Raw genomic sequence first — 25313 nt, forward strand, 5'->3', positions numbered from 1 at the left:
CCTCCGTGTTTCCGTGCTGCGGGGTGGTCAGTCGTGCGGGCGGAAGCCGTCACGCCTGCGGAGTCCGCCGATACGGTTCGTACGCAGTCCGCGTGAGAGCCGCTGAGCGGGCAGGGGCGTCTCGGGAGCCCGCTCCCGCTCAGCCGGGATCACCGCGGTCTCCGGCGCCGCCGTCTCGCGGTGGGCGGTCTGTCCCCGCTTGAGCCAGACGTATACCGGCACGCCGAGCAGCAACACGAACAGGCCGTAGTAGACGGTCTGGTACCCGCTGCCCTGGATCGACCAGTACGAGAAGACGAGGGCGAGCGCGGCGACGGTGACGTCCCGGGCCAGCCGCCGGCGGCTCAGGCCGTCCCGGTCACCCACCAGGAGCCAGTACAGCTGAGCGGCGGCGGAGAACAGGTACGGGATCACGGCGGTGAGCACGCTCAGCAGCACGATCTTGGTGAAGACGTCCTGGAAGCGTGTGTAACTGAACACGGTGATCAGCGAGGCCAGCACGGTGGAGGCGACGATGCCGAAGACCGGGACGCCGTTCGCGCCGCGCAGCCTGGCGAACGCGCGGGGGAAGAGTCCGTCGCGGGCTGCGGCGTAGGGCATCTCGGCGCAGAGCATGGTCCAGCCGTTGAGCGCGCCGATGCCGGAGACGATCGCGGCGGCGGCGACGATGTCACCGGCCCAGGTGCCGCCGAAGATGTTGTTCGCCGCGTCGGTGAACGGCGCGGTCGTGTGCCCCAGCGTGCCGTGGGAGACGGTACCGAAGACCGCGAGGGTGCCCAGGATGTAGATGACGGCGCAGATGAGCGTGCCGTACACGGTGGCGCGCGGCACGTTCCGCCCGGGCTCACGCACGCGGCCGGCGACCACCGAGGCGGCCTCCAGCCCGAGGTAGCTGAACAGCGCGATGGCGGCCGCAGCCGATATCGCGCCCAGTGCCGATTGTCCGCTGGCGTTGAAGACCCCGAAGTTGTCGGGGTCGATGAACAGCAGCCCGACGGTGGCCATGAAGACCAGCGGAACGAACTTCAGCACGGTCGTGATCACCTGGAACGCACCCGTGTTCCGGACGCCGGTGAGGTTGATCGCGGCGGGTATCCAGAGCCCGATCAGCGCGAGCAGCACCGAGCCCCCGGTCTTGTGACCGGTGTTGACGAACACCTCCACATAGCCGACCCAGGCCACGACGATCGCGGCGTTGCCGGCCCACGCGGTGATCCAGTAGGACCAGGCGTTCAGGAAGCCGGCGAACTCGCCGAAGGCCTCGCGGGCATAGACGTAGGGCCCGCCGCTCGCGGGAACACGCTTCGACAGCGCCCCGAAGGTCAGGGCCAGGGCGAGCGCGCCGAGCGTCACGGCGACGAACGCGACGAGGGAGATCGGGCCGTACGGGGCGAGGGCGGAGGGGAGGGCGAAGACCCCGGTGCCGATGATGCTGCCGATCACGAGCGCGGAGGCGGCGGGAAGGCCGAGCGTCGCCGCGGGCGCCGTCCCCTTTCCGTCTCCTGAGGTTGTGGGCATGGTGGTACTCCTTGCGCAGGTCGCTACACGGGTGGGTCGATCCGTGAACGATCTTTCTGCGCCGGTGCCGGGCACGGTCAGTGGCCACACGTCCCGTGAGCGGCCCGAAGGTCCCGGTGCCGGAGGCCCGCGCGGCCCAACGCGCCCGGTCGGCGGTCAACTGCCACGGGGGCCGGGGCCGTTCGGTCCATGACCTTGGGCCTGTCGACCCGTTCTACGGAAACGGGGCCGGTACGACTATGGCAGGGCAGGTACCGCAGCCGGTCTCACCAGACGTGCCGGCGGCGGATACCGCTGCGCCACGTCCTTCTGGTTCGTTCCGGGGTGGGGCAGGTCTCCCGTAAACCCCGGGTGCCAAGAGGGCGTCCGCGCGGGTCGCGTGTTGGGGAGGCACGACGCCCGCGTCGCGGCCGCCGCTCTCGTCGACACATGGGCGGCGGCCGCCCGTCGCCGGCTGCGGGAGGACCACGCGTACCGCCGTCATCGAGAACCCGGCCCGACCGCGTCAACCACCGCCCCCGGCAAGGGCGAGGAGCGCCTGTCCTCGGCATGACCGACGACGCTCTGCGGTGCGTCCAGCGGATCCCCGGGGCGCTCCTAGTCCTCCTCCACGGGAACCCGCCAGGTCAGCGTGGTGCCGCCGCCGTCGGCCGGGCTGGACAACTCCAGCTGGCCGCCCAGTTGCCCGGCCCGCTCGGCCATGTTGCGCAGACCGCTGCGGCGGCCGCCGGACGGGATGCCCACGCCGTTGTCGCACACCGTGAGCCGTACCTCGTGCCCGTCGGTCTCGAGGCCGACATCGGCGCGGCCGGCGTGCGCGTGCCGGGCGATGTTGGTCAGGGACTCCGAGAGGACGGCCACCACGTGGTCGGCGATCTCCTTCGGCACGTCCGTATCCAGCAGGCCCTCCATGCGCACGCTCGGGGCGAAGCCCAGGACCGGAGCTGCCTCGCCGACCGCGCGGACCACACGGGCCCGCAGGCCGGCCCCGGCGCCGCCGTCATCACGCGACCGCAGGCCGAAGATCGCCGACCTGATGATCTTGATGGTCTCGTCGAGATCGTCCACCGCTCGCAGCACGCGGTCGGAGGCCTGTGTGTGCTCGATGAAGCGGCCGGCGCTCTGCAGCGTCATTCCGGTGGCGAACAGCCGCTGGATGGCCAGGTCGTGCAGATCCCGGGCGATGCGGTCACGATCCTGGAGCACCGCGATCTGCTCGGCGTCCTTGCGGCGTTCCGCAAGCTCCATGGCGATCGCGGCCTGCGCAGCGAATCCCTGCAACGGCTCGGTCTCCTTCTCGGAGAACACCGTCTGGCCCGCCGCGCGGACCAGCAGCACCACGCCTCGCACGCCGTCACCGGCGCCGATGGGGACAGCCACGGCCGGGCCCATCCCGGTGAAGCGTGGCGCGGTGGCGGAGCCCTCCGGTGCGATTCCCCTCCCGCCGCGTCCGTCTCGGGAGATGTCCGGGCTGGTGACCGGCGTGGCGCTGGAGAAGGCCTCTCCGATCAGGTGGTCGTCGGCGGGCACGACGAGCCCGCGGTGCGTCTCCGACTCGTGTCCGATGGCGAGTTCCACCATGAGCGCGTCGGTGTCGGCCATCGGCACCGCGACCACCGCGAGGGTCGCGGCAGTGATCTCCCTCGCGCGTTCGGCGATCAGCCCGAGCACTTCGCCGCGGTCGCTGCCGGACATGAGGCTGTGGGTGATCTCGGCGTTCGCCCGCAGCCAGCGTTCGCGCAGTCGGGACTCCTCGTACAGGCGGGCGTTGTCGATCGCCACGCCGGCCGCCACGGCCAGCGTCGACAGGACCGACTCGTCGTCCTCGTCGAACTGCGCCCCGCCCCGCTTCTCGGTCAGATACAGGTTGCCGAAGACCTGGTCACGCACGCGGATCGGTACACCGAGAAACGTGTTCATCGGCGGATGGTGTGCCGGGAAGCCGTACGAAGCTGAATGCGCGGAGAGTTTGGGAAGCCGCAGCGGCTCGGGGTGCCGGATCAGCTCGCCCAGGATGCCGTGGCCCTCCGGGTAGGGCCCGATCTTGGCGATCTGCTCCTGGCTCACACCGACGGTGAGGAACTCCGACAGCCGCGTGCCGTCCGGGCCGATCACACCCAGGGCCGCGTACTCCGCCTCCACCAGGACCGCCGCGGCCTCCACGATGCTGCGCAGCGCCTGCTCCAGGTCCAGCTCGCGGCCGACCGAGAGCACCGCCTCCAGCAGGCTGTGCACCCGGTCCCGGGTGCCTCGCGCGGCGTCCAGGCGGGCCTGCAATTCCTCCAGCAGCTCGTCCAGCCGCAACTGCGGCAGCCGCACCCGGGCGCCCTCGGGGGCCCTCACCAGCGATTCTTCCAAGGCCCTCACCCTGCCGACGGCTGATCATCCTCGTCCTGGACACGTTATCGGCCCGCGGGAGACGACGGTATGCGATCAGGGTCACTCGACGGAGAGGAAGGCCTGTCGGCCGGTGTTGACGGCCGCTGTCCGGAACCAGTTGTGACTTCCTGTCAGCCTGGGGACTTCAGCGCCGTTCCTACCTCTGCCCGTCCTGGACCTGGGTGGCGATGACCGCGGCCTGGATGCGGCGCTCCACGCCGAGCTTGGCCAGCAGACGGGAGATGTGGTTCTTCACCGTTTTCTCGGCGAGGTAGAGCCGCTGGCCGATCTGGCGGTTGGTCAGTCCCTCCCCGATCAGGGCGAGGATCTCCCGCTCCCGCTCGGTCAGACCAGGCAGGGCGTCCGGCTCCTCCTCCTTCTGCTGCCCGTCCCGAAGACGGGCCATCAGCCTGGTGGTGGCGCTCGGATCCAGCAGCGACTGGCCGCGGGCCACGGTGCGTACCGCGGAGACCAGGTCCGATCCTTGGATCTGCTTCAGGACGTATCCGGACGCGCCCGCCATGATCGAGTCCATCAGGGCCTCCTCGTCGTCGAAGGAGGTCAGCATCAGGCAGGCCAGCTCCGGCATGCGCGAGCGCAGTTCCCGGCACACGCTCACCCCGTCACCGTCGGGCAGCCGGACGTCCAGGACCGCCACCTGCGGGCGCAGCGCGGGGACGCGCACCAGGGCCTGCTCCACGGTGCCGGCTTCGCCGATCACTTCGATGTCCGGCTCGTCGTCGAGCAGGTCGCGCACGCCCCGTCGTACCACCTCGTGGTCGTCCAGCAGGAAGACCCGGATCGGGCTGTCCGGGCCGGGCCGCTTGCTGTCCGCCATTACTCGCTCCCTGGTTCCGCGTCGCTGGTGGATGTCCACTCATGACCGTATCGGTCTTCGTACCGGGATCTTTCCCGGATCCGGGCCCAAGGGGCAGGGCCGGTCGGCCCTGTTTCCACAGGGCCTTGCAGGGCCGGACGTAGTCGCGTCATGCGGGGGCGAACCGGCGGGCCGGTCACATCCACGTGGAGGACCGCATCCCCTGCGGGCTCCTCGGCAGTCGGACCACACCGCCGACGAGTGAGTCCGGCGGCCCTGGAAGGGCAAGCCCTACGGCCCCATTCCCGGGGCCTGACAGCCCTGGGCTCGCGCCGGTCCGCGCAGAACTCTGAAGCCCTGCCCAACGATCGAAGGAGCGGAGCAGATGACTGCGAAGGACACCGGCACGCACGTCCCCTCCACCGTCGCCGTACAGGTGCGAGCGGAAGGCGATGTGGACGAAGAGGCACTCGCCTACGTCCGGACCAAGGTCGAAACGGCCCTCGACAGGCCCGGAGTTCCAGAGGTCAGCGGCGAGGTGAGGATCGTGAAGGCCGCAGCGCACCACGTCGAGCAGCCCTGGTCCGCCGGTGCCGAGCTCGTCGTGGGGAACAGCCACGTGGTCGTGCACGCGCAGGAAGCGACGGCACGTGAACTGGCCGACCGGCTGCAGGACCGCCTCCGCAGCCAGATCACGCGGGTCCTGCACCGCAAGGAGGCGGCCCTCAGGTCGGTCACGCCCCCGCCGTGGCGTGGGGGCCGGCTCATCAGAGGGCGGGATGAGAGCCCCCCGGCCCCGCAGTGTGAGGCGGATCGGCCCTCCCCGGGGTACGTCCGGGCCCTGCACCGCGGCGCAGGGTGACTGCGAGGCTGACAGGGCGACGCGCCGGCCCGTAGGAGCCTCGGGCTGAGGAACCGTCATCCAGCGGGGAGCCAGGCCTGTCGTCTCCCGCTCGCACCGTGAAGGAGGGAAGCGCCATGGAAACGCGCATTGTCGGCGAAGTCATGACCCGCGAGGTCGTCCGTGCAGACCGGCAGACGCCGTTGGACGAGGTGGTGCGGCTGCTGGACCGCCACCGTATCCGCGCGCTGCCGGTCGTGGACCACGATGACAAGGTGGTCGGGGTGGTCTCGGGCGCCGACCTCGCGCATGGCACGGTGGCCACGACCGCGGGAGAGCTGATGGCGACTCCGGCGGTCACCATCCATCCCGAGCAACACGTGCCGGACGCCGCGCGGCTGATGGAACGTCAGCATGTTGATCGTCTGCCCGTGGTGGACGAGGAGGACCGCCTCATCGGGATCGCCACCCGCCGCGATCTGCTGCGGGTCTTCCGGCGTACGGACGACGAGATCCGCCGGCAGGTGATGGAGGAGGTCCTGGCCGGCGCGCTGAACCTGCCACCCGGCGCAGTCGCCGTCTCGGTCCGGGACGGCATGGTCACGCTGGAAGGACGCCTCCACCGTCGCAGTGACGTCCCCCTGGCCGTTCGGTCGACCTGGGGGGCGGAGGGTGTCGTCGGTGTGGTCGGCAAGCTCGGCTTCGACATCGACGACAGCCGCCCGGCACGGCCTGCCGCGCACTGAAGCGTCCTGCGCCGGCCCCCGGCGGCACAGGTCGCACGGCGATGAATCCAGGACCGGCCCCATACCCGAAGGGCCTCCCCAGCCTGTTCGAAGCGGCACCGGTCAGCCCCCGGAAGGGACCATCGGCACCTGGGAGAGGGGGCGAGACGGGACAAGGGTGAAGGCGCGAGCGCCACCGGTCCCCCGCGGTGCCGCTCATGTCCGCCCGCCGCCGGCCACCCTCGGCGGCCCCTCGTCAACGGAGGCGCACCCCATGACCCGTCACGACGCCGGAACCGAGCCAACGTCCGCCACCGGCGTGCCGTCCGACATCGCCATCGCCGTGGACCAACTGGTCACGAACGGGCTCAAGGCGCTCGCCGACTACGACGCCCTCACCCAGGAGCAGGTCGACCACATCGTCAAGAAGGCCTCGGTCGCCGCCCTCGACCACCACACCGCGCTCGCCCGCCTCGCGGTGGAGGAGACCGGGCGTGGCGTCTTCGAGGACAAGGCCGCCAAGAACATGTTCGCGTGCGAGCACGTCACGCACAGCATGGGCCCGGTGAGGACGGTCGGCGTCATTGCCCGCGACGACATCGAGGACATGATCGAGGTGGCCGAACCGGTCGGTGTGGTCTGCGCGGTCACGCCCGTCACCAACCCGACGTCCACCACCGTCTTCAAGGCCCTGATGGCGCTGAAGACCCGCAATCCGATCGTGTTCGCCTTCCACCCCTCCGCCCAGCGGTGCAGCGCGGAGGCGGCCCGGACCGTGCGGGACGCGGCCGTCGCCGCCGGCGCGCCGGAACACTGCGTGCAGTGGATCAGAACCCCGTCCGTCGAAGCGACCGGCATCCTCATGCGCCACCCCGGCATCTCGCTGATCCTCGCAACCGGCGGCAACGCCATGGTCAGGGCCGCCTACTCGGCAGGCAAGCCCGCCTTGGGAGTCGGTGCCGGCAACGTCCCCGCGTACGTACACAACAGCGCCAAGCTGCGCCGCGCCGTCAACGACCTGGTGCTGTCCAAGTCCTTCGACAACGGCATGATCTGCGCCTCCGAACAGGCCGTCATCCTGGACGACGACATCTACGACGCGGCACTGACCGAGTTCCGCACCCTGCACGCCCACCTCGCGACCGCCGAGGAGAAGGCGAAGCTGGAAGCGTTCCTGTTCCCGACCGGCCGGGCGAACGCAGGCTGTGAACCCAAGGTCAATGCCGCGGCCGTCGGCCGGAGTCCCGCATGGATCGCCGAACAGGCCGGCTTCAGCGTCCCGGGCGACACCTCGTTGATCCTGGCCGAGGCCGAACGAGTCGGTCCGGACGAGCCGTTGACCCGGGAGAAGCTCTGCCCGGTGCTCGCCGTGCTGCGGGCCCGCTCCGAGCAGGAGGGCTTCGACCTGGCCGCCGACATGGTCGCGTTCCACGGTCAGGGCCACACCGCGGTCATCCACACCGAGGACCCCACGCTCGCGGAAGCGTACGGCCGACGCATGAAGACCGTACGGATCATCGTCAACGCCCCGTCTTCGCAAGGTGCCATCGGTGGCATCTACAACAGCCTGCTGCCGTCACTCACGCTGGGCTGCGGCTCCTGGGGCCACACCTCGGTGTCCAACAACGTCTCCGTCGCCCAACTCCTGAACGTCAAACGGGTCAGCATGCGCCGCAACAACCTGCAGTGGTTCAAGGTTCCGCCGAAGATCTACTTCGAGCCGCAGTCCCTCCGTTATCTCGCGGCCATGCCGGACGTCCACCGCGTCACGATCGTCACCGACGCGACCATGACCCGCCTAGGCTTCGTCGACCGCATCAGCCGGGTCCTCCAGCGCCGCCACGAGCCCGTCACCGTGCAGATCATCGACAACGTCGAGCCCGAGCCGAGCATCGACTCCGTCCAGCGCGGCGCCCAGCTCATGCGGGACTTCCGCCCGGACACGATCGTCGCGCTCGGCGGCGGCTCACCGATGGACGCGGCCAAGGTGATGTGGCTGCTGTACGAGCACCCGGATGTCGACTTCGCCGACATGCGGCAGAAGTTCTCCGACATCCGCAAGCGCGCCTTCCGCTTCCCGGTCCTCGGCGCCCGCGCCCGCCTGGTGTGTGTGCCCACCACCTCCGGAACCGGCGCGGAGGTCACCCCCTTCGCGGTGATCTCCGACCCGGCCACCGGCAAGAAGTACCCGCTGGCCGACTACGCCCTCACGCCCAGCGTGGCCATTGTGGACCCGCTGCTCACCGCGGACCTGCCCCCGGCATTGGCCGCCGACAGCGGCTTCGACGCCCTCACCCACGCCATCGAGGCGTACGCGTCCGTGTACGCCAACGACTTCACCGACGGCCTCGCCCTGCACGCGATCCGTCTGATCTTCGGCAACATCGAGGCGGCCGTGAACGACCGCGCGAGCCGCCCCGACGCGCGGGAGAAGATGCACAACGCCGGCACCATCGCGGGCCTGGCGTTCGGCAACGCCTTCCTCGGCATCGTCCATGCCATGTCGCACACCCTCGGCGCCACGTTCCACATCGCGCACGGGCGTACCAACGCGGTCCTGCTGCCGCACGTCATCCGCTACAACGGCACCGTGCCGGCCAAGCTGACGGGCTGGCCCAAGTACGAGAACTACCGGGCTCCCGAACGCTTCCAGGACATCGCCCGCGCCCTGGGCCTGCCGGCCGCCACCCCGCAGGAGGGAGTGGAGTCGCTGGCCGGCGCGGTGGAGCGGCTGCGGGACGCCGTGGGCATCGAGGCGTCGTTCCAGGCCCTCGGCATCGACGAGCGATCCTTCCTCGACGCGTTGCCCCAGCAGGCCCTGAACGCCTACGAGGACCAGTGCGCCCCCGCCAACCCGCGGATGCCGATGCTCGACGACATGCAGGACATCATGCGCACCGCCTACCACGGGACCGGGCAGGGCCGGCCGGACGCCGACGAGGGCCGAACGGCCCTGGCATGAGGAGCTCCGGTGCGGTTCCAATGACCTGATCGAGCCTGCCCGTGGAGCCCGCTGAACCCGGGTGCCACGGGCAGGCAGCCGTCCACAGCTCGACTCGAAGGGACGACGCGCATGCCGTGAGCGGCACCCGGCCGAGCCCCGGCGGCCGGTCACCGGCCGACAGCATCCGCGCGCCGGCCGAAGACGCACAACAGTGAACAACGAAACCGTACGGAAGCCCGCCATGACCATCGACCACGCCCAGCCCCTTCCTCCCGGACCACGCCGGAGCATCGAGATCGACAGGGACGAAGCCCTGCGGCTGCTGGGCAGCGTGGCCTTCGGGAGGATCGTCTTCACTCGTCACGCGCTGCCGACCATCCGTCCGGTCAACCACATCCTGGACAACGGCGACATCATCATCCGCACGCACGAGGGCGCGGCGCTGACCTCGCGCGCGCGGCAGGCGGACGGCCAGGGCGTGGTCGTCGCCTATGAGGCCGACGCCATCGACCCGGACAGGCACCTCGGCTGGAGCGTGACGGTCACCGGTTACGCCCACCTGGTGACCGAGCCGGAGGAGTTGGCCCGCTACCGTGCGCTACTCAACCCGTGGGTGAACCAGACCATGGACTACGCGGTCCGCATCCGCCCGGACTTGATCACGGGCCTCCGGCTCACCGCCGCGAGCACCTGACCGGGTCGCCGAGTCGCCGCTTTCGCATTCGGTGTCGTCGCACCGCTCGGGGTACGGCAGCCGCCGGCTCCAGGCGTCGGAGCTGCCTTGCCCCGGTCATGGGCAGCCGGGAAGCGTACAGCGGGCGGGCAGATGCAGGCACCGGTGGTGTCGAGCGGCTTTTGAACGCCGCGGCCGGCGGTTGCACGCCGTGCGGCTGCACACGCTGACGCCGTCCCCGACCAGCCGGTTCACACTGCCCTCAGACCGTGCTCTCGGAACTGTTCGCGCACTCGTCGCGTCAGCTCCGGATCGGGAACAGGGGTGTCGCGCAGGGCGAAGGGGATACCGAGGGCGTCGTACTTGTGGGCGCCGAGCTTGTGGAACGGCAGGACGTCGACCCGGTCGACGTTGCCCAGTCCGGCGACGAAGCGGGCGAGACCGTCGACGGATTCCGGGTCGTCCGTCCAGCCGGGCACGAGGACGTACCGGATCCACACCGGGACGCCGAGCCGGTCCAGGCGAGTGGCGAAATTCAGGGTCGGGGAGAGTTCGCCACCGGTCAGTTTCCGGTAGGTGCGGACGTCGAAGGACTTGATGTCCAGCAGGACCAGGTCGGTGTCGGCGAGCAGTTCGTCGCTCGCGCGATCGCCGAGGAATCCGGAGGTGTCCAGGGCCGTGTGCAGACCGACTTCCTTGCAGCGGCGGAAGATCCCGGCCGTGAACGCGGGCTGCAGCAGGGCCTCGCCGCCGGTGAGCGTCACTCCTCCGCCGGCGGCGGTGACGAAGGGCCGGTACTTCTCGATCTCGGCCATCACCTCGTCGACGGTGGCCGGCTTGCCGTCGCGCATGTGCCAGGTGTCGGGGTTGGCGCAGTACAGGCAGCGCAGGGGGCAGCCGCTGACGAAGAGCACGAACCGGGTCCCGGGACCGTCCACGCCGGTGGACAGGTCCCAGGAGTGCACCCGGCCGGTGAGCTGCCCCGGCGCCGGGAGCGCCTGGCCTGTCACCGGCTTCGCCGCGGTGTTCACAGCGCCCCGTGGAAGGTGCGGCTGATCACGTCGAGCTGCTGCTCGCGGGTCAGGCGGACGAAGTTGACGGCATAGCCGGACACCCGGACGGTCAGCTCCGGGTACTTCTCCGGGTGTTCCATGGCGTCCTCGAGCGTGGCCCGGTCCAGGACGTTGACGTTCATGTGGAAGCCGCCGGAGGCCGTGTACGCGTCGAGGATGCCGACCAGGTGGCCCGCACGCTCGGCCGGGTCGTGGCCGAGCCCCTCGGGTGTGATCGTCGTGGTCAGCGAGATGCCGTCGCGGGCCTGCTCGTACGGGAGCTTGGCCACGGACAGGGCCGAGGCGGCCACCCCGTGCCGGTCCCGGCCGTTCATCGGGTTGGCGCCGGGCGCGAACGGGGCGCCGGCGCGACGGCCGTCGGGCGTGTTGCCGGTGTGCTTGCCGTACACCACGTTCGAGGTGATGGTCAGCACCGACTGCGTGTGCTCGGCGTCCCGGTAGGTGGGGTGCTTGCGCAGCTTCGCCATGAACGACTCGACCAGTTCGGTGGCGAGCGCGTCCGCGCGGTCGTCGTTGTTGCCGTACGCGGGGAAGTCGCCCTCGACCTCGTAGTCCACGGCCAGGCCGGTCTCGTCCCGGATCACCTTCACCCGGGCGTGCTTGACGGCCGACAGGCTGTCCGCGGCCACCGAGAGGCCGGCGATGCCGCACGCCATGAAGCGGTGCACGGGGTGGTCGTGCAACGCCATCTCGATGCGCTCGTAGGCGTACTTGTCGTGCATGTAGTGGATGATGTCGAGCGCGTTGACGTACGTGGCCGCCAGCCAGTCGAGCATGTGGTCGACCGCCGCCCGCAGTTGTTCGTAGTCCAGGTACTCGCGGGTCAGGGCGGGAGCCTCGGGAGCGACCTGCTCTCCGCTCATCTCGTCCCGGCCGCCGTTGATCGCGTACAGCAGCGCCTTGGCAAGGTTGACCCGGGCGCCGAAGAACTGCATCTGCTTCCCCACCGCCATCGCCGAGACGCAGCAGGCGATCGCGGTGTCGTCGCCGGTGCGCGGCCGCATGAGGTCGTCGGACTCGAACTGGATCGCGCTGGTGTCGATGGAGACCTGCGCGCAGAACTGCTTGAAGCCCTCGGGCAGCCGGCGCGACCAGAACACGGTGAGGTTGGGCTCGGGCGCGGGGCCGAGGTTGTACAGGGTCTGCAGGAAGCGGAAGGAGGTGCGGGTGACCAGGGTGCGTCCGTCGGCGCCGATGCCGCCGATGGACTCCGTCACCCAGGTGGGGTCGCCGGAGAACAGCGCGTCGTACTCGGGGGTGCGCAGGAACCGGACGATCCGCAGCTTGATGACGAAGTCGTCGATCAGCTCCTGGGCGCGGGTCTCGTCGATGGTCCCCTCGTCCAGGTCCCGCTGGAGGTAGACGTCCAGGAAGGTGGAGGTGCGGCCGAGCGACATCGCGGCGCCGTTCTGCTCCTTCACGGCGGCCAGGAAACCGAGGTAGAGCCACTGCACGGCCTCGTGCGCGGTGGCGGCGGGGCGCGAGACGTCGCAGCCGTACGAGGCGGCCATCCTCGTCAGTTCGCCCAACGCCCGGATCTGCTCGGCCAGTTCCTCGCGGTCACGGATGACGTCCGGACCGGAGGGCTGCGCGTCCAGCAGGGCCCGCTCGGCCCGCTTGGCCTCGATCAGCCGGTCGGTGCCGTACAGCGCGACGCGCCGGTAGTCGCCGATGATCCGGCCGCGGCCGTACGCGTCCGGCAGCCCGGTGATGATCCCTGCCTTGCGGGCGGCCCGCATCTCGGGGGTGTAGGCGTCGAAGACGCCGTCGTTGTGGGTCTTGCGGTAGGTGCCGAAGACCTTGGTGACGAACGGGTCGGGCGCGTAGCCGTATGCCTTCAGACCGGCCTCCACCATGCGCAGGCCGCCGTTCGGCATGATCGCCCGCCGCAGCGGGGCGTCGGTCTGCAGGCCGACGACGAGTTCGCGCTCGCGGTCGATGAAGCCCGGCCGGTGGGAAGTGATCGTCGAGGGTGTGGCGGTGTCCACGTCGAGGATGCCCTTGAGCCGCTCCTCGGGGAACAGGGCGCTCACCTTGCGCCAGACGGCGAGCGTGCGCTCGGTCGGGCCGGCCAGGAACTCGGGACCGCCTTCGTACGGCGTGTAGTTGGCCTGGATGAAGTCACGCACGTCGACGGATCCGCGCCAGCCTCGTCCGGCGAAACCGCGCCAGGCCTCGGCGGAGGTGTCCACGTCTGCACGGCTTGCCACGGTCATCACTGCCTCCGCATCGTTCGCGACACCGTTCACGGAGGGTCCCGTGCGCGGCTCCGCTGTCGATGCTCGTCCGTCGCCGCTGCCCGGAGCAGGGCCTGCGGGAACCCGTTGCCGCGCTGTCCGGCCCCTCCCGATGGGGCCGATCGGTCCCTGGCGCGGGTGGCGAAGCCGGTGCTCAGGCGGAGAGACGCAGGCCATGCAGCCGCCGACGAGCTCACGCCCGGTGACCGGTTCCGGCTCGGCGAGGGACGACCCGGGCCGGTGTAGCGGACCCGCACCGGACTCATCCCGGCTCCGCCCCAGCCCACCTGCCATCCCAGCCCACCACGTCACCGGAGGTGGGAGGGGGTGAAACAGCCCGCTGTCCCGATGTCCGGCAGTTCATTGGCCGCACCGCGCGGGACTGCCATCGTGCTCTTCCGTCACCCGCGGGCGGCCTCGACGAGGCGAAAGGGCGTAGGGCGGCGGGCAGTTCCCTGCATTCCGGCGGGCGGACGTACGGGCGGACGAGCCGACGGGCGGTGTTATCGGGCGGCGCGGTCGTGCTGGGTACGGGCATCTCGGCAGCGGCCGTGCGGCCCGCGCGGGCCGCGACGGAGCCGTCGATCTCCGGCTGCGACCGCTGGGGCGCATGGCCGCCCGCCCGGCCGGTCACGGTGCACCCCGCGCGCCCGTACAACGTGGTCGCGCATCACACGGACAGCCCTACGTCCTGGACGGCTCGCAGGCGCACGCCCTCGCGCTCGCCCGGGAGATCCAGGATTCGCAACCCGGCCGGAGCTGGATCGACTCCGGTCGGCACGTCACCATCAGCCGTGGCGGAGACATCATGCAGGGCCGGCACCGCAAGCCTGAAGACGCGGCTCGGCGGCGTCACCACGGTCGAGAGCGCGCACACCACGGCACAGAACACGGCCGCCATCGGCATCGAGAGCGAGGACCGGTACCACACCCTCGAGCCGCCCTCGGCGCTGTACGCGTCCCTCGTGGATCTGTGCGCCACCGTCTGCACCCGGTTCGGCCTGCGGTCGTACCGGATCTACGGGCACCGGGACTTCGACGACACCGACTGCGCGGACGACCTGCTGTACGCCTGTCTGCCGCGCCTGCGAACCGACGGCGCGCCCGCATCGGCGACAGCGCAGTGGCCCCCGTCCGGCCCACGTCGGCCGTGGGCGCGTGCGCAGCCTCCAGTACCTGCTTCGTCCGCACGGATCCGCGCTCCTCGTCAAGGGGCGCTACGGCAGCGTCACCGCGAACGCCGTCCGGGCCTTCCAGGGGCGCTGTCAATGCCCGGGTGGACGGTGTCGCCGGACAACAGACCTGCGGCGGGGCGTAACGAGACCCAGCCTGGTCCCGCGGCGCGGTCGTTCGCTTCAGCTCGCGGAACTGCTTTGCCTGAACAGCGAACTGGACGAGTCGTTCGACGGACCGGTGGGCCGTCTGAGCGCTGTCAGCAGTCGGTGCCAAGCCATCGACGGAGATCGCGAAAGGTTGCGGGCGCCCGCTGGCCGGACCGGGCGTACCGGTGGTCGCGTCGCAACCGCTGCGCTGGATCGCTCCGAACCGCGTCGCCCCGGGCACCCCCGCCCGTCCGCCACGTCGTGCGCACCGGTGCCCCGCTGCCGCACCCCATCCTCCACCTCCGCCAGGACGGCTGCCTGCTGCCCGCGAACGGCTCCGCATTGCCTTGCCCCGCACGGCGCGTCGGCACGACCGCGTCGATTCTGCCGCGGGTCGGATCCGGGTGGGCGCGGACTGAACGGACGTCACATTGCCTAAGGGGACCGAATGTTGACGGGACAACATCTGTGTCCCTGCAGAGGTGACGGTGATCACGATTGCAAGAATTACTGGCCAACGATTGATCATTCGTTGTAGGTTCTCGGTGTGCCCATCCGGTCGGCTGACCACCGGAAATCGGATGGCGCTCAGGGGGTAGTGGTCCAGCACTTGGAGTCCGCCTCGACCTGTTCGGTCGAGGCGTTGTTCGGTGATTCCGGCGATGGCGGAAAAGTGTGCACCGCGATATTCGACAGGCTGCCCTCTGCGGCGAACGACCATCGATATCGTGGAGGATCTCTCTATGCGCAGACTGCTTGCCGTCTCCCCGCTCGTCACCACCGTTGTCGCGGCCGTGTTCTCCATGGGGGTCGCCGCTCCCGCCCAGGCGGCGAGCGGATGGACCGCGCACGTGCAGTGCACCAAGATGCGCATCTCCGACAACAGCGCCCACGGGTTCGTCCAGGGTCATGGCTGGGCGAGGACCCAGCCGGACGCGTGGAAGGCGGCCATCAAGGACGCCAACGACCAGATGCGCGAGGGCTATCGTGCGAAGCACTGCACGAAGAAGGACATCACGAGGGGCTGACGGGTATGAGAACGCGCACCCTCAGCTTCGGGCTGTACGCGGACGAGCGCGGGCTGGCCTGGGCCAGGAGCCTGGTCGGGGAAGCCGTGGCGTCCCGCAGCGCGCGGATCGTCGAGGAGAACGTCGCCCACACCGTATTCGGCAGCGAGCTGACGACCGCCGATGTCTACGGCTTCCTGGCGGAACAGTGGGCCGTCGAACACCCAGGCGAGAGCAGCGGGGCGCGCGTGCCCGTGGAACTTTCCGTACGCATGGAGTGTTCCCTGCGCACCTGGCGAGCCATCCGTAAGGCAGTGATCAGGGCCCTGTGCCCCGAGGGTCGGAAGCCGCACGCCTGCCGGGTTCCATGGATCGCCGCCTGAGATGGTCCGGCCAGTAGCTGCATTTCCGGCGCAGATTCGTTTCATTCGAGATTTTCCAGAATCCCCTCGCGTGCCAGGGTGAGAACTGGCGAGCCGGCATGTCCGTCTTGTAGTCGACAGGACGGTCCGCCCTTTTCCGAATGGGCCCGGCTCTGCCCGGCGTCGACCGACAGCGGTATTTCCTCGTCCGTGAAAAGCGGATCGAGCATGCCTGCGGCACGCCCCGAGGTCGACAGTCCATCAGGATAGCGAAGTGAAAGTGAGTCGATCATGACGATAAAGAACGGGCTCAAGGCCGTCATCGCGGCCGGTGCCCTCCTCACTGCCGCCGCCGCTCCCGCGCTGGCTGTGTCGGAGGACGTCGGCGGTGGCAGATGGAGCCACGACGTCGGCGCCAACTACGTGTACTCCAATTACTTCCACAAGAAGAATTGGCACGCCTCCTCGGTGGAGGGCAAGTACTGGGCCAAGAGTGGCTGCACCAAGGAGAACGTGTGGTCCAAGGCGTCGGCTGAGAAGGCGAACACCATCAGCCACGCCTACTACGACCCGGCCTGCTGACGCCCGGTGCTCGTGGCTGACACAGCCATGAGCCGCTGACAGGCGCCTCTTCGGCTGCGGGGGATCCTCCCCCGCAGCCGGAGGTGCCGCGGTTTCCCCCCGCCCCCCACGACATGCGCGCTCCCCGAGCGCCCGGACCTAGGTAGTCGATGCTCCACCGAGGTATCAAGTTCGTCCATGTCGCAGTGCTGGTCTTCTCGGCGATGCTCGCCTTCCTGTTCGTGCGCGGGCTGGACGAGCAACTGGTGCTGGGCAGTTCGGCACAGGTCTGGGTGTTCAAATCCGACGACTCGGTGAACGGTGCGCAGGTCACCCGTGCCGTCGCCCGGTTCGCCGAGGAGCACCGGGTCACGGTGGCGCGTGAACTGCCCGACCTGAAGAACCCCGACCGGCTGCGGCACCTGTACCTGACCACCGGTGACCCGAAGTCCGACGCCGCCTCGTGGCTGACCGACGGATACCCCGGCTTCAGCGGGCACATCGAAACCGAGGTGCACCCGCTGGCCGAGATCGGGCAGCGGGACCCCCGCGGTTTCTACTACGTCTTCGGCGCGCCCGGCGCCGCGGACATGCTGACGGCCGAACTCGCCCGTCTCGGCATGACCGCGAGCGCGCAGCACCCGCTCGCGTCCGGCGACCTGGCCGCGTCCTTCACGGGCGACGACCTCTTCTGGTCCTTCGGCGTGGTCGCGCTCGCCGCCGTGACGATGACGGGCGCGAGTGTGCTGCTCAGCGCGCGAACCTACGGGGTGCTGCGCCTGCAGGGCAGGTCGTTCACCGACGTCCTCCTTAGCGACCTAGGACAGCTGGCGGGATTCTGGCCGGTCGCGGCCAGTGCCGTCACGGCAGGGGTTCTGGTCTTCCTGGGCCTCTACAACGGCTTCGCCTGGCTGGGCCTCTTCGCCGCCGTGGCCGCGTGTCTCGCCGTCCTGCTGGTCCTGTTCGTGCTGGCCGCCCATGCCGCCGTGCTCACCCTGACGTTCAAGGTCGAGGTACTGCGCGCCCTCAAGGGCGAGTTGCCCGCCAGGACGGCCTTCCTCGCCACGTACCTGGTGCGCGTCCCCGCGGTGCTGCTCGCCCTGGGGTTCGCCATGGACGTCACTCTGGCGGGGCAGCACGTGCTGGCCCGCCAGGACAACCAGGACGTCTACGCCAAGGCCGGCGACGCCGTCACCATCCGCCTCAACGGCAGCTGGGGTGGTCACACGGGCGCCGTGGTGACGCACGTGGGCCGGTGGCTGCGCAAATCCGACGCGGCGGGCGAGATCGTCGTCGCCGGCCGCCGCGATCTGCAGAGCGTCTCCACCGACTCGCGCCTCCCCGAGGGGGAGATGCTCGTCGTCAACGAGACCTTCCTCGCCGAGCAGCGGGTCCTCGACCCGAACGGGCGGCGGTACACCCCGGTGCCGCACGACGGGAAGGCCCCGGAGGACCACGCGGTGCGGCTGATCGTTCCGCAGTCCCTGGCGCCGTACACGGCGGACATCAGGGCCACGGTCCCCGACGTGTTCGGCCGACTGGATCCGGCACTGCGCCGGCGGGTCGAGGTCGAGACGCTGCAGGCCAGGAGCGGTCAGCAGATCTTCGCCTACAACTCGGGCAACCTCAGCCCGAACATGGCGTACAGCCCGGACGACGACCGGTCGCTTGTGCGCGACCCGGTCCTCGTCGTGGTGCCCGACGGCTCGAGGATCCTGACCGACGACGCGTACACGACGTTCGCGACGCAGGACGGGATCATCTTCCCCGACCCCGGGGACGTCCTGCGTGCGATGGCGGCCCACGACGGTGAACTGCAGACCTACGTGGCAGCCGTGAACCCGGTGGGGCAGAACGCCGCCGCGCTGCTGCGCGACGCCCGCAACGCGTTCCGGCTGCAGCTCTTCGACCTCTTCGCGGCGACGGGCGTCCTCCTCATCACCGGACTCGGCGTCTGCGTCATCCATGCGCGCAAGAACGCGGACGCGATATTCGCGCAGCACATCAACGGCTGGCGGTTCGCCTCGATCCACCGCACCATCCTGGCCGTCGAGGGCCTCCTCGCGGTCTTCCTGGCCTGGTGGGTGCCCATCCGCGCCTGGCAGCAGAACCAGGAACTGAAGGACATCACCTCCCAGGGCATCCCCGCCCCCTACCCCCCTGTCCATGTCACGGCAATGGACCTCGCCACCATCGCCGGACTGGTCGCCGTCGAATTCTGCGCCGTTCTCCTCGCTCTCCGGGCGTTCCACCGGCGCATCGTCAAGGAGGGGGTGGCCGGGGCGTGAGCACCGCACCGGGCCCGTTTCCTCCGTCCAGCAGGAGCACTTCCGTGATCGAGATCGTCAAGCTGTCGAAGACCTTCGGCACCCGGACCTTGTGGTCCGACGTCACCCGCTCCGTCAGCCGTGGCGAGATGGTCGCCCTCGTAGGCCCCAGCGGCTCGGGGAAGTCCACCCTCCTCAACTGCATCGGCCTGCTCGACAAGCCGAGCTCGGGGCAGATCCTCTACGAGGGGAAGGACATCACCGGGTTCGGTCCGCGTGAGAGCCGACTGTTCCGCCGTGACGTCCTGGGATACCTCTTCCAGAACTACGCACTGATCGAGAACGCCGATGTGGCGGCGAACCTGAGGGTCGCGGCCGCACCACGGCGGTCCCTGCGCGACCGGAGCGAAACCGCTGTCGCCGAGGCCCTTAGCCGCGTCGGCCTGGCGGGGCGGGAGACCGAGAAGGTCCACCGCCTCAGCGGCGGCGAGCAGCAGCGTGTCGCGCTCGCCCGGCTCCTCGTCAAGCAGCCGGGCCTGGTCCTCGCCGACGAGCCGACCGGTGCTCTTGACCACACCAATGCCACGGTGGTCGTCGACATCCTCCGGGAGATGAGCGAGGCCGGCTGCGCAGTGCTCATAGCCACCCACGACGACCGCGTCCGCGACCGGTGCGACTCCGTGCTCGCCCTCCACGACGAGGCCCTGGCCGCCTAGATGAACAGCCATGTCACCGTCGCCCGCCTCCGCATACCCCTATGGTTGATGGCGTTGCCGTGGACCGTCGCGCTGGGGCTGTGGGGCCTGTCCCGGCAGCACAGCGTCTGGCGGGACGAAGCCGCCACCTGGCAGGTGGCCCTGCGGTCTGTCCCCGACATCTGGCACATGCTGGGGCGGGTCGACGCCGTGCACGGGCTGTACTACCTGCTGATGCACGGGCTGTTCACCTGCTTCGGGGCGAGTACCACCACCCTGCGGCTGCCCTCGGTCCTGGCCATGGGGGTGGCCGCCACCTGTGTGGCGGCCATCGGGCAACGCCTGGCGGGGGTGTGGGCCGGCCTCGGGGGAGGGCTAGCCCTCGGGCTGCTGCCGGCCGTGCAGTTCTACCTCCAGGAGGGCCGTCCGTACGCGATGGTGGCGGCCGGGGCCAGCGTCTCGACGCTGCTGCTGGTGATCGCGTTCGGCGAGCGCCGCGCAACGGGCCGCTGGCTGGCGTACTCGGGCACGGTCCTGCTGTGCGCCTTGCTGAACTGGCTGTCCCTGCTGATCCTGCCCGCGCACCTGGCGACCCTCGTGTGGGCGGGGGCCGGACGCAGGACCCTCGCACGCTGGGCGGTGGCTGCGGCGGCGGCAGCCACCGCAGCCTCGCCGTTGATCCTCTTCAGCCGGAGCCAGTCCGACCAGGTCTCCTGGATCCCCCCGCTGACGTGGCACATGCTGATCGGCCCGGCGGTGCTGCTGGCGATCGGTGGACTCTGCGCGCTGCTGGACGGACCGGAGGCGGGTCGGCTGTCGGTGGCGGCTGTCGGGCTGCCGCTGCTGACGGTGCCCCAACTCGCCCTCGTCGGGATCTCCGTCGTCAAACCCATGTTCCTGGACCGCTACGTGCTCTTCACGATGCTGGGCATGGCCCTGCTGATCGGCACGGCGCTGGCCACGGCTGTGCGCGCGGCCGCGCCCCGGTTCCCACGTGGGGCGCCGTGGCTCGTCGCGCTGGCGCTCGTGGTGGCGGTGGCGGCGTTGATGCCGCAGTCCCTGGCCAAGCGGTCCCCCGGTAGCCGGGTCGACGACGTGCTGTCGGTGGCCGGTGAGGTACGGCAGTTGAAGAGGCCCGGCGACGGGGTCATCTTCATCCCGGCGGCCCGGCGCGACACCGCACTGGTCTCCCCCCGCGACTTCACCGGGCTGCGGGACCTCGCGCTCGCCGAGAGCCCCGTGGAGTCCGGGACGCTCAAGGGCGAGGAGGCCGGTCCGCGACGGATACGCGCCGCGATGCTGGCTCACCGGCGCATACTCCTCGTCACCGACGCATCCCGCGTGTCCCGGCCGGTCTCCGCGGAGCGGGACAGGACCAAGGCCGCCGTACTGGCCGCCCACTTCACGGTCGTGGCGGACAAACAGGTCCGGGGCCGGCGCGTCACGCTGTACCAGCGTCTCCGGTGAGAGATGAGAGGGCCGGTCGAGTGCGTGAGACACCAGCGAACGCCCTGCAGTACCGCTTTGACGGGCCAGCCGTCCTGGTCAGCGCCGACCCGGCGCTGCGGGAGGGCTGTCGAACCTGGGCAACCGCGAGCTGTTCCGTACCTGCGCGCGCCTCAGCCCGCTCGACGGTGGAGACGGCGGGGGCGATGAGGACGCCGTGGCCCAGGCGACCCGCATCACCCTGAGTCTGCTGGCCCAGCGTATCGAGCAGCTCACCGGGCAGATCGTTGAACTCGATCAGCGCCTGACCCGGCTTGTCGAACGCCACGCACCGCAGTTGCTCACGCCGGTGGGCATCGGCCCGGAAAGCGCCGGTACCTTGCTGATCACGATGGGGGGACAATCCCGAGCGGCTGAACTTTGAGGCGTCCTGCGCCGCTTTGTGCGGAGTCAGCCCCATCGAGTACTCCTCAGGCCGACGGAGCTCGCGCCGACTCGATCACGGCGGCGACCGCCAGGCCAACGCCGTCCTGCACCGTATCGGGTTCACCCGCCTGCGCCACGACCCGCGCACCCAGGCGTACCACGAAGGCCGCACCCAGAGGGCAAGACTCGACGTGAGATCATCCGATGCCTCGAGCGACATGCCGCCCGGAAGGTCTTCAGCCTGGTCAGAACGGTATCCGGCGTCCCTCCGTTACAGGGGCGTCCGTTGCCTCAAGCGGTATGCGGCCCGAGAGGTTTCCAACCCGGTCAGACCGGTTCCCGTCACCCCCTCGTTATAGCGGCGTCCGTGAGACGTGAGAGGGTCTGACACGTGAGCGAGACACCACCGAACACCCTGCAATACCGCTTTGACGGGCCAGATGACGCTCCGGTCCTGATCCTGGCTCCCTCACTCGGCACCACCTGGCACATGTGGGACCGGCAGGTCCCCGAGCTCGCGAAACACTGGAGGATCTTCCGGTTCGATCTGCCCGGGCACGGCGGGGCGCCCGCCCACCCGGCGGGTTCGGTCGGTGAACTCGCCCGGCGGCTGCTCGTCACGCTCGACGGGCTCGGCGTGCAGCGCTTCGGATACGCGGGCTGCGCGCTCGGGGGCGCGATCGGGACCGAGCTCGCGCTGCGTCACCCGGAGCGCCTCGCCTCGCTGGCGCTGATCGCGTCATCGCCGCGGTTCGGCACGGCGGACGAGTTCCGGCAGCGCGGAGTGATAGTCCGCACGAACGGCCTCGACCCGATGGCGCGGACCTCGCCCGAGCGCTGGTTCACCGGCGGCTTCGCCGCGGCCCAGCCCGCGATCACGGAGTGGGCCGTGCAGATGGTGCGCACCACGGACCCCGGCTGCTACATCTCGTCCTGCGAGGCGCTCGCCGCGTTCGACGTGCGCCCCGAGCTGGGCCGGATCGGTGTGCCGACCCTCGTGCTCGTCGGCTCCGACGACCAGGTCACCGGGCCCGCCGAGGCGCGCACGCTGGTCGCCGGGATCCCCGACGCCCGGCTCGCGGTCGTGCCCGGTGCCTCCCACCTCGTGCCGGTGGAGCAGCCCGCCGCGGTCACCGATCTGCTCGTTCGGCACTTCTCCACCGCCTGGCAGCCCGCCTTCGACTCGACCACCGGCCAGATGGCGATCCTGGCCGCTCCGGTCAAGCCCGTCCTGGCCGCGCCGCAGCCCGTCGCACCCGTCGCCGAGATCGCCCCGGCCGTCGTGCAGCCCCCGGTGCTGGGCCGCCCCGACCCGTACGACGCCGGGATCAAGGTCCGCCGCGAGGTGCTCGGGGACGCCCACGTCGATCGTGCCCTGGCCACGGCCGACGAGTTCTCCGGCGACTTCCAGGACTTCGTGACGCGCTACGCGTGGGGCGAGATCTGGGACCGGCCCGGCCTGGACCGGCGCTCGCGCAGCTGTGTCACGCTCACCGCCCTGGTCGCGGGCGGCCACCTCGACGAGCTCGCCTTCCACACCCGTGCCGCCCTGCGCAACGGGCTCACCCCGGCGGAGATCAAGGAGGTGCTGCTCCAGGCCGCCGTCTACTGCGGTGTGCCGGCCGCCAACAGCGCCTTCAAGGTGGCGCAGCAGGTCATCCAGGAGGAGACCACGCCCCAGGAGTGAGCCCCAGGGCCGGGGCAGGGGCAGGATGGACGCATGAAGCTCACGAAGAAGTCGCACGCGTGCGTCCGTCTGGAGAAGGACGGCCGCACGCTCGTCATCGATCCCGGCGGTTTCAGCGAGGAGGACGCCGCCGTCGGCGCGGACGTCGTCCTCGTCACCCATGAGCACGCCGACCACTTCGACGAGGGCCGGCTGCGGGCGGGGCTGGAATCCAACCCGGCAGCCGAGATCTGGACCCTGAGATCGGTTGCCGAGAAGATCTCCGCCGCCTTCCCGGGCCGCGTGCACACCGTGGGGCACGGCGACACGTTCAGCGCGGCCGGCTTCGACGTCCAGGTGCACGGAGAGCTGCACGCCGTCATCCACCCGGACATCCCGCGCATCACCAATGTCGGCTACCTCGTCGACGGCGGCCGGGTGTTCCACCCGGGAGACGCCCTCACCGTGCCCGACCAGCCGGTCGAGACGCTGATGCTCCCGGTGATGGCCCCGTGGAACAAGATCTCCGAGGTCATCGAGTACGTCCGCGAGGTCAAACCGCAGCGCGCGTACGACGTCCACGACGCCCTGCTCACGGACCTCGCCCGGCCGATCTACGACCGGCAGATCGGCGCCCTGGGCGGCTCCGAGCACCTGCGGCTCGCACCGGGCGGCTCGGCCGAGGTGTGAGCCTCGCCCGCCACCGCGTACTTCGCGGCCCCGCCAGGGCCGACGGCCGACTGATCCCGCACGGCCGTCGGCCCGTTGTCGTACCCGCCGGGTAGGTTGTCAGGCATGCGCATCGCCACCTGGAACGTGAACTCGATCACCGCCCGCCTCCCGAGGCTGCTGGCCTGGCTGGAGAGCACCGGCACGGACGTGCTGTGCCTCCAGGAGGCCAAGGTCGCCGCGGAGCAGTTCCCCGTGGACCAGCTGCGGGAGCTGGGGTACGAGACGGCCGTCCACGCCACGGGCCGGTGGAACGGCGTGGCGGTGCTCTCCCGTGTCGGCCTGGAGGACGTGGTCAAGGGGCTGCCCGGCGACCCCGGGTACGAGGGTGTCGAGGAGCCCCGCGCCATCTCCGCGACCTGCGGACCGGTCCGCGTCTGGTCGGTCTACGTGCCGAACGGCCGTGAGGTGGGCCACCCCCACTACGCCTACAAGCTCCAGTGGTTCGAGGCCCTGAAGGCCGCGGTCGCGGGCGACGCGGCGGGCAGCCGCCCGTTCGCGGTGCTGGGCGACTACAACGTCGCGCCGACGGACGACGACGTCTTCGACGTGGCCGCCTTCGAGGGTCTCACCCATGTCACCCCGGCCGAGCGGGCCGCGCTGGCCTCCCTGCGCGAGACGGGTCTGTCGGACGTCGTCCCGCGCCCCCTCAAGTACGCGCACCCCTTCACGTACTGGGACTACCGTCAGCTCGGCTTCCCGAAGAACCGCGGCATGCGCATCGACCTCGTCTATGGGAACGAGCCGTTCGCGAAAGCCGTCACCGACTCCTACGTGGACCGCGAGGAGCGCAAGGGCAAGGGGGCGTCGGACCACGCCCCTGTCGTGGTCGACCTGGAGGTGTAGCCCCCCGCGGCGGGCGCGCGGGGGAGGCACGTCACGCCGTCGGCAGCGGCGCACCGGCGACCACGGGATGATCGTGCTCCACCGGGCCGAGCGCGGAGGCGCCGCCCGGCGAGCCGAGTTCGGCGAAGAACTCGGTGTCGGCCCTGCGGAAGTCCGCCCACTCCTGGGGGGTGTCGTCCTCGAAGAAGATGGCCTCGACGGGGCACACGGGCTCGCACGCACCGCAGTCCACGCATTCGTCCGGGTTGATGTACATCTTGCGAGGGCCCTCGTAGATGCAGTCGACGGGGCACTCGTCGACGCAGGCCTTGTCCTTCAGATCAACGCAGGGCTGTGCGATGACGTACGTCATGAGTGCTCTCCACGGTCCAGGTGTCGTTGCCGGCGAGAAGTGTGGCGAGGTCGCCCTTGCCGTTCTGTTCGATGGCGGTGTCGAGTTGGTCGGCCATCTGGGTGTCGTAGACGGGGCGGTCGACGGCGCGCAGGACGCCGATGGGGGTGTGGTGCAGGGTGTGCGGGTCGGCGAGGCGGGAGAGGGCGAAGGCGGTGGTGGGGGAGGGGGAGTGGGCGTCGTGGACGAGGATGTCGGCTTCGTTGTCGGGGGTGACGGTGACGACGTTCAGGTCCCCGGTGTGGGGGTCGCGGGTGACGCCGCGGGTGTTGTCGGTGCCGAAGCGGATGGGTCGGCCGTGTTCGAGGCGGATGACGGCTTCCTGGGCCTGTTGCTGGTCCTTGAGGGCGTCGAAGGCGCCGTCGTTGAAGATGTTGCAGTTCTGGTA

General features: G+C 70.2%; 23 protein-coding genes and 1 pseudogene. 16 read left to right on the top strand and 8 right to left on the bottom strand.

Annotated elements, in window-relative coordinates; all coding sequences use genetic code 11:
- Nucleotides 1–27: 27 nt before the first annotated feature.
- From ACZ4IF_RS22380 to ACZ4IF_RS22390, 3 genes are all read right to left on the bottom strand, one after another.
- On the bottom strand, nucleotides 28–1518 hold the full coding sequence (locus ACZ4IF_RS22380; protein ID WP_467565283.1) for an APC family permease: 1491 nt from the start codon (nucleotides 1516–1518) through the stop codon (nucleotides 28–30).
- A gap of 597 nt (nucleotides 1519–2115) precedes the next feature.
- Nucleotides 2116–3876: a sensor histidine kinase gene (locus ACZ4IF_RS22385; protein WP_467565285.1), complete on the bottom strand. Its 1761-nt coding sequence runs from the start codon at nucleotides 3874–3876 to the stop codon at nucleotides 2116–2118.
- Nucleotides 3877–4054: 178 nt separating this feature from the next.
- Nucleotides 4055–4735 (bottom strand): response regulator, encoded by a 681-nt coding sequence (locus tag ACZ4IF_RS22390; RefSeq protein WP_467565287.1) that lies wholly within the window; start codon nucleotides 4733–4735, stop codon nucleotides 4055–4057.
- Between the two features lie 364 nt (nucleotides 4736–5099).
- Between ACZ4IF_RS22390 and ACZ4IF_RS22395 the strand changes: the two genes are divergently transcribed.
- The 4 genes from ACZ4IF_RS22395 to ACZ4IF_RS22410 all read left to right on the top strand — a co-directional run bounded on the left by ACZ4IF_RS22395 (nucleotide 5100) and on the right by ACZ4IF_RS22410 (nucleotide 9918).
- Complete coding sequence (locus tag ACZ4IF_RS22395; protein ID WP_467565289.1) at nucleotides 5100–5576, top strand: hypothetical protein; 477 nt, start codon at nucleotides 5100–5102, stop codon at nucleotides 5574–5576.
- Nucleotides 5577–5692: 116 nt separating this feature from the next.
- Nucleotides 5693–6301: a CBS domain-containing protein gene (locus tag ACZ4IF_RS22400; protein WP_467565291.1), complete on the top strand. Its 609-nt coding sequence runs from the start codon at nucleotides 5693–5695 to the stop codon at nucleotides 6299–6301.
- A 253-nt stretch (nucleotides 6302–6554) separates the two neighbouring features.
- Nucleotides 6555–9242: a bifunctional acetaldehyde-CoA/alcohol dehydrogenase gene (adhE, locus tag ACZ4IF_RS22405; RefSeq protein ID WP_467565293.1), complete on the top strand. Its 2688-nt coding sequence runs from the start codon at nucleotides 6555–6557 to the stop codon at nucleotides 9240–9242.
- A 223-nt stretch (nucleotides 9243–9465) separates the two neighbouring features.
- Nucleotides 9466–9918 (top strand): pyridoxamine 5'-phosphate oxidase family protein, encoded by a 453-nt coding sequence (locus tag ACZ4IF_RS22410; protein ID WP_467565295.1) that lies wholly within the window; start codon nucleotides 9466–9468, stop codon nucleotides 9916–9918.
- 230 nt (nucleotides 9919–10148) lie between these two features.
- Here the strand turns inward: ACZ4IF_RS22410 and pflA are convergent, their stop codons facing one another.
- Nucleotides 10149–10928 (bottom strand): pyruvate formate-lyase-activating protein, encoded by a 780-nt coding sequence (gene pflA, locus ACZ4IF_RS22415; protein WP_467565297.1) that lies wholly within the window; start codon nucleotides 10926–10928, stop codon nucleotides 10149–10151.
- The gene (pflB, locus tag ACZ4IF_RS22420) at nucleotides 10925–13186 is read right to left on the bottom strand and encodes a formate C-acetyltransferase (protein ID WP_467565299.1); all 2262 of its coding nucleotides are present in this window, start codon (nucleotides 13184–13186) and stop codon (nucleotides 10925–10927) included. The genes pflA and pflB overlap by 4 nt, the downstream gene beginning before the upstream one ends.
- Nucleotides 13187–13866: 680 nt before the next feature.
- Between pflB and ACZ4IF_RS22425 the strand changes: the two genes are divergently transcribed.
- The 3 genes from ACZ4IF_RS22425 (at nucleotide 13867) to ACZ4IF_RS22435 (ending at nucleotide 15919) form a co-directional block, all read left to right on the top strand.
- Nucleotides 13867–15015 carry an N-acetylmuramoyl-L-alanine amidase gene (locus ACZ4IF_RS22425; RefSeq protein ID WP_467565348.1) on the top strand — a complete coding sequence of 383 codons (1149 nt, stop codon included), beginning with the start codon at nucleotides 13867–13869 and terminating at the stop codon, nucleotides 15013–15015.
- A gap of 257 nt (nucleotides 15016–15272) precedes the next feature.
- Nucleotides 15273–15557 carry a hypothetical protein gene (locus ACZ4IF_RS22430; RefSeq protein WP_467565301.1) on the top strand — a complete coding sequence of 95 codons (285 nt, stop codon included), beginning with the start codon at nucleotides 15273–15275 and terminating at the stop codon, nucleotides 15555–15557.
- 5 nt (nucleotides 15558–15562) lie between these two features.
- A complete protein-coding gene (locus ACZ4IF_RS22435) occupies nucleotides 15563–15919 on the top strand; it encodes a hypothetical protein (RefSeq protein WP_467565303.1) in 357 nt (118 codons plus the stop codon).
- A 41-nt stretch (nucleotides 15920–15960) separates the two neighbouring features.
- Here the strand turns inward: ACZ4IF_RS22435 and ACZ4IF_RS22440 are convergent, their stop codons facing one another.
- Entirely contained in the window at nucleotides 15961–16191 is a 231-nt protein-coding gene (locus tag ACZ4IF_RS22440) for a hypothetical protein (protein WP_467565305.1), read from the bottom strand.
- Here ACZ4IF_RS22440 and ACZ4IF_RS22445 point away from each other — a divergent pair.
- From ACZ4IF_RS22445 to ACZ4IF_RS22485, 9 genes are all read left to right on the top strand, one after another.
- Complete coding sequence (locus ACZ4IF_RS22445; protein WP_037763543.1) at nucleotides 16190–16480, top strand: lactococcin 972 family bacteriocin; 291 nt, start codon at nucleotides 16190–16192, stop codon at nucleotides 16478–16480. The two genes, ACZ4IF_RS22440 and ACZ4IF_RS22445, sit on opposite strands and share 2 nt — an antisense overlap.
- A 149-nt stretch (nucleotides 16481–16629) precedes the next feature.
- Nucleotides 16630–18747 (top strand): hypothetical protein, encoded by a 2118-nt coding sequence (locus tag ACZ4IF_RS22450; RefSeq protein WP_467565307.1) that lies wholly within the window; start codon nucleotides 16630–16632, stop codon nucleotides 18745–18747.
- Nucleotides 18748–18791: 44 nt separating this feature from the next.
- Nucleotides 18792–19442, top strand: coding sequence for an ABC transporter ATP-binding protein (locus ACZ4IF_RS22455; RefSeq protein ID WP_467565309.1), 651 nt, complete (start codon nucleotides 18792–18794; stop codon nucleotides 19440–19442).
- Nucleotides 19443–20888: a glycosyltransferase family 39 protein gene (locus tag ACZ4IF_RS22460; protein WP_467565311.1), complete on the top strand. Its 1446-nt coding sequence runs from the start codon at nucleotides 19443–19445 to the stop codon at nucleotides 20886–20888. It begins immediately after the preceding gene.
- 196 nt (nucleotides 20889–21084) lie between these two features.
- Nucleotides 21085–21291, top strand: coding sequence for a hypothetical protein (locus ACZ4IF_RS22465; protein ID WP_467565313.1), 207 nt, complete (start codon nucleotides 21085–21087; stop codon nucleotides 21289–21291).
- Between the two features lie 16 nt (nucleotides 21292–21307).
- Complete coding sequence (locus ACZ4IF_RS22470) at nucleotides 21308–21652, top strand: transposase (RefSeq protein ID WP_467565315.1); 345 nt, start codon at nucleotides 21308–21310, stop codon at nucleotides 21650–21652.
- A 32-nt stretch (nucleotides 21653–21684) separates the two neighbouring features.
- Entirely contained in the window at nucleotides 21685–22980 is a 1296-nt protein-coding gene (gene pcaDC, locus ACZ4IF_RS22475) for a bifunctional 3-oxoadipate enol-lactonase/4-carboxymuconolactone decarboxylase PcaDC (protein ID WP_467565317.1), read from the top strand.
- Nucleotides 22981–23013: 33 nt separating this feature from the next.
- On the top strand, nucleotides 23014–23649 hold the full coding sequence (locus ACZ4IF_RS22480; RefSeq protein ID WP_359500709.1) for an MBL fold metallo-hydrolase: 636 nt from the start codon (nucleotides 23014–23016) through the stop codon (nucleotides 23647–23649).
- A 105-nt stretch (nucleotides 23650–23754) separates the two neighbouring features.
- Nucleotides 23755–24534: an exodeoxyribonuclease III gene (locus tag ACZ4IF_RS22485; protein ID WP_095937498.1), complete on the top strand. Its 780-nt coding sequence runs from the start codon at nucleotides 23755–23757 to the stop codon at nucleotides 24532–24534.
- A 31-nt stretch (nucleotides 24535–24565) separates the two neighbouring features.
- On the opposite strand, the gene fdxA is transcribed toward ACZ4IF_RS22485, so the two are convergent.
- Both fdxA and ACZ4IF_RS22495 read right to left on the bottom strand, forming a co-directional pair.
- Nucleotides 24566–24886 carry a ferredoxin gene (fdxA, locus tag ACZ4IF_RS22490; protein WP_095937499.1) on the bottom strand — a complete coding sequence of 107 codons (321 nt, stop codon included), beginning with the start codon at nucleotides 24884–24886 and terminating at the stop codon, nucleotides 24566–24568.
- Nucleotides 24855–25313: pseudogene (locus ACZ4IF_RS22495) on the bottom strand (2-oxoacid:ferredoxin oxidoreductase subunit beta); the annotation flags it as partial. The pseudogene ACZ4IF_RS22495 and the gene fdxA, both read right to left, overlap by 32 nt.

The sequence above is a fragment of the Streptomyces sp. NPDC025784 genome (assembly GCF_055558435.1).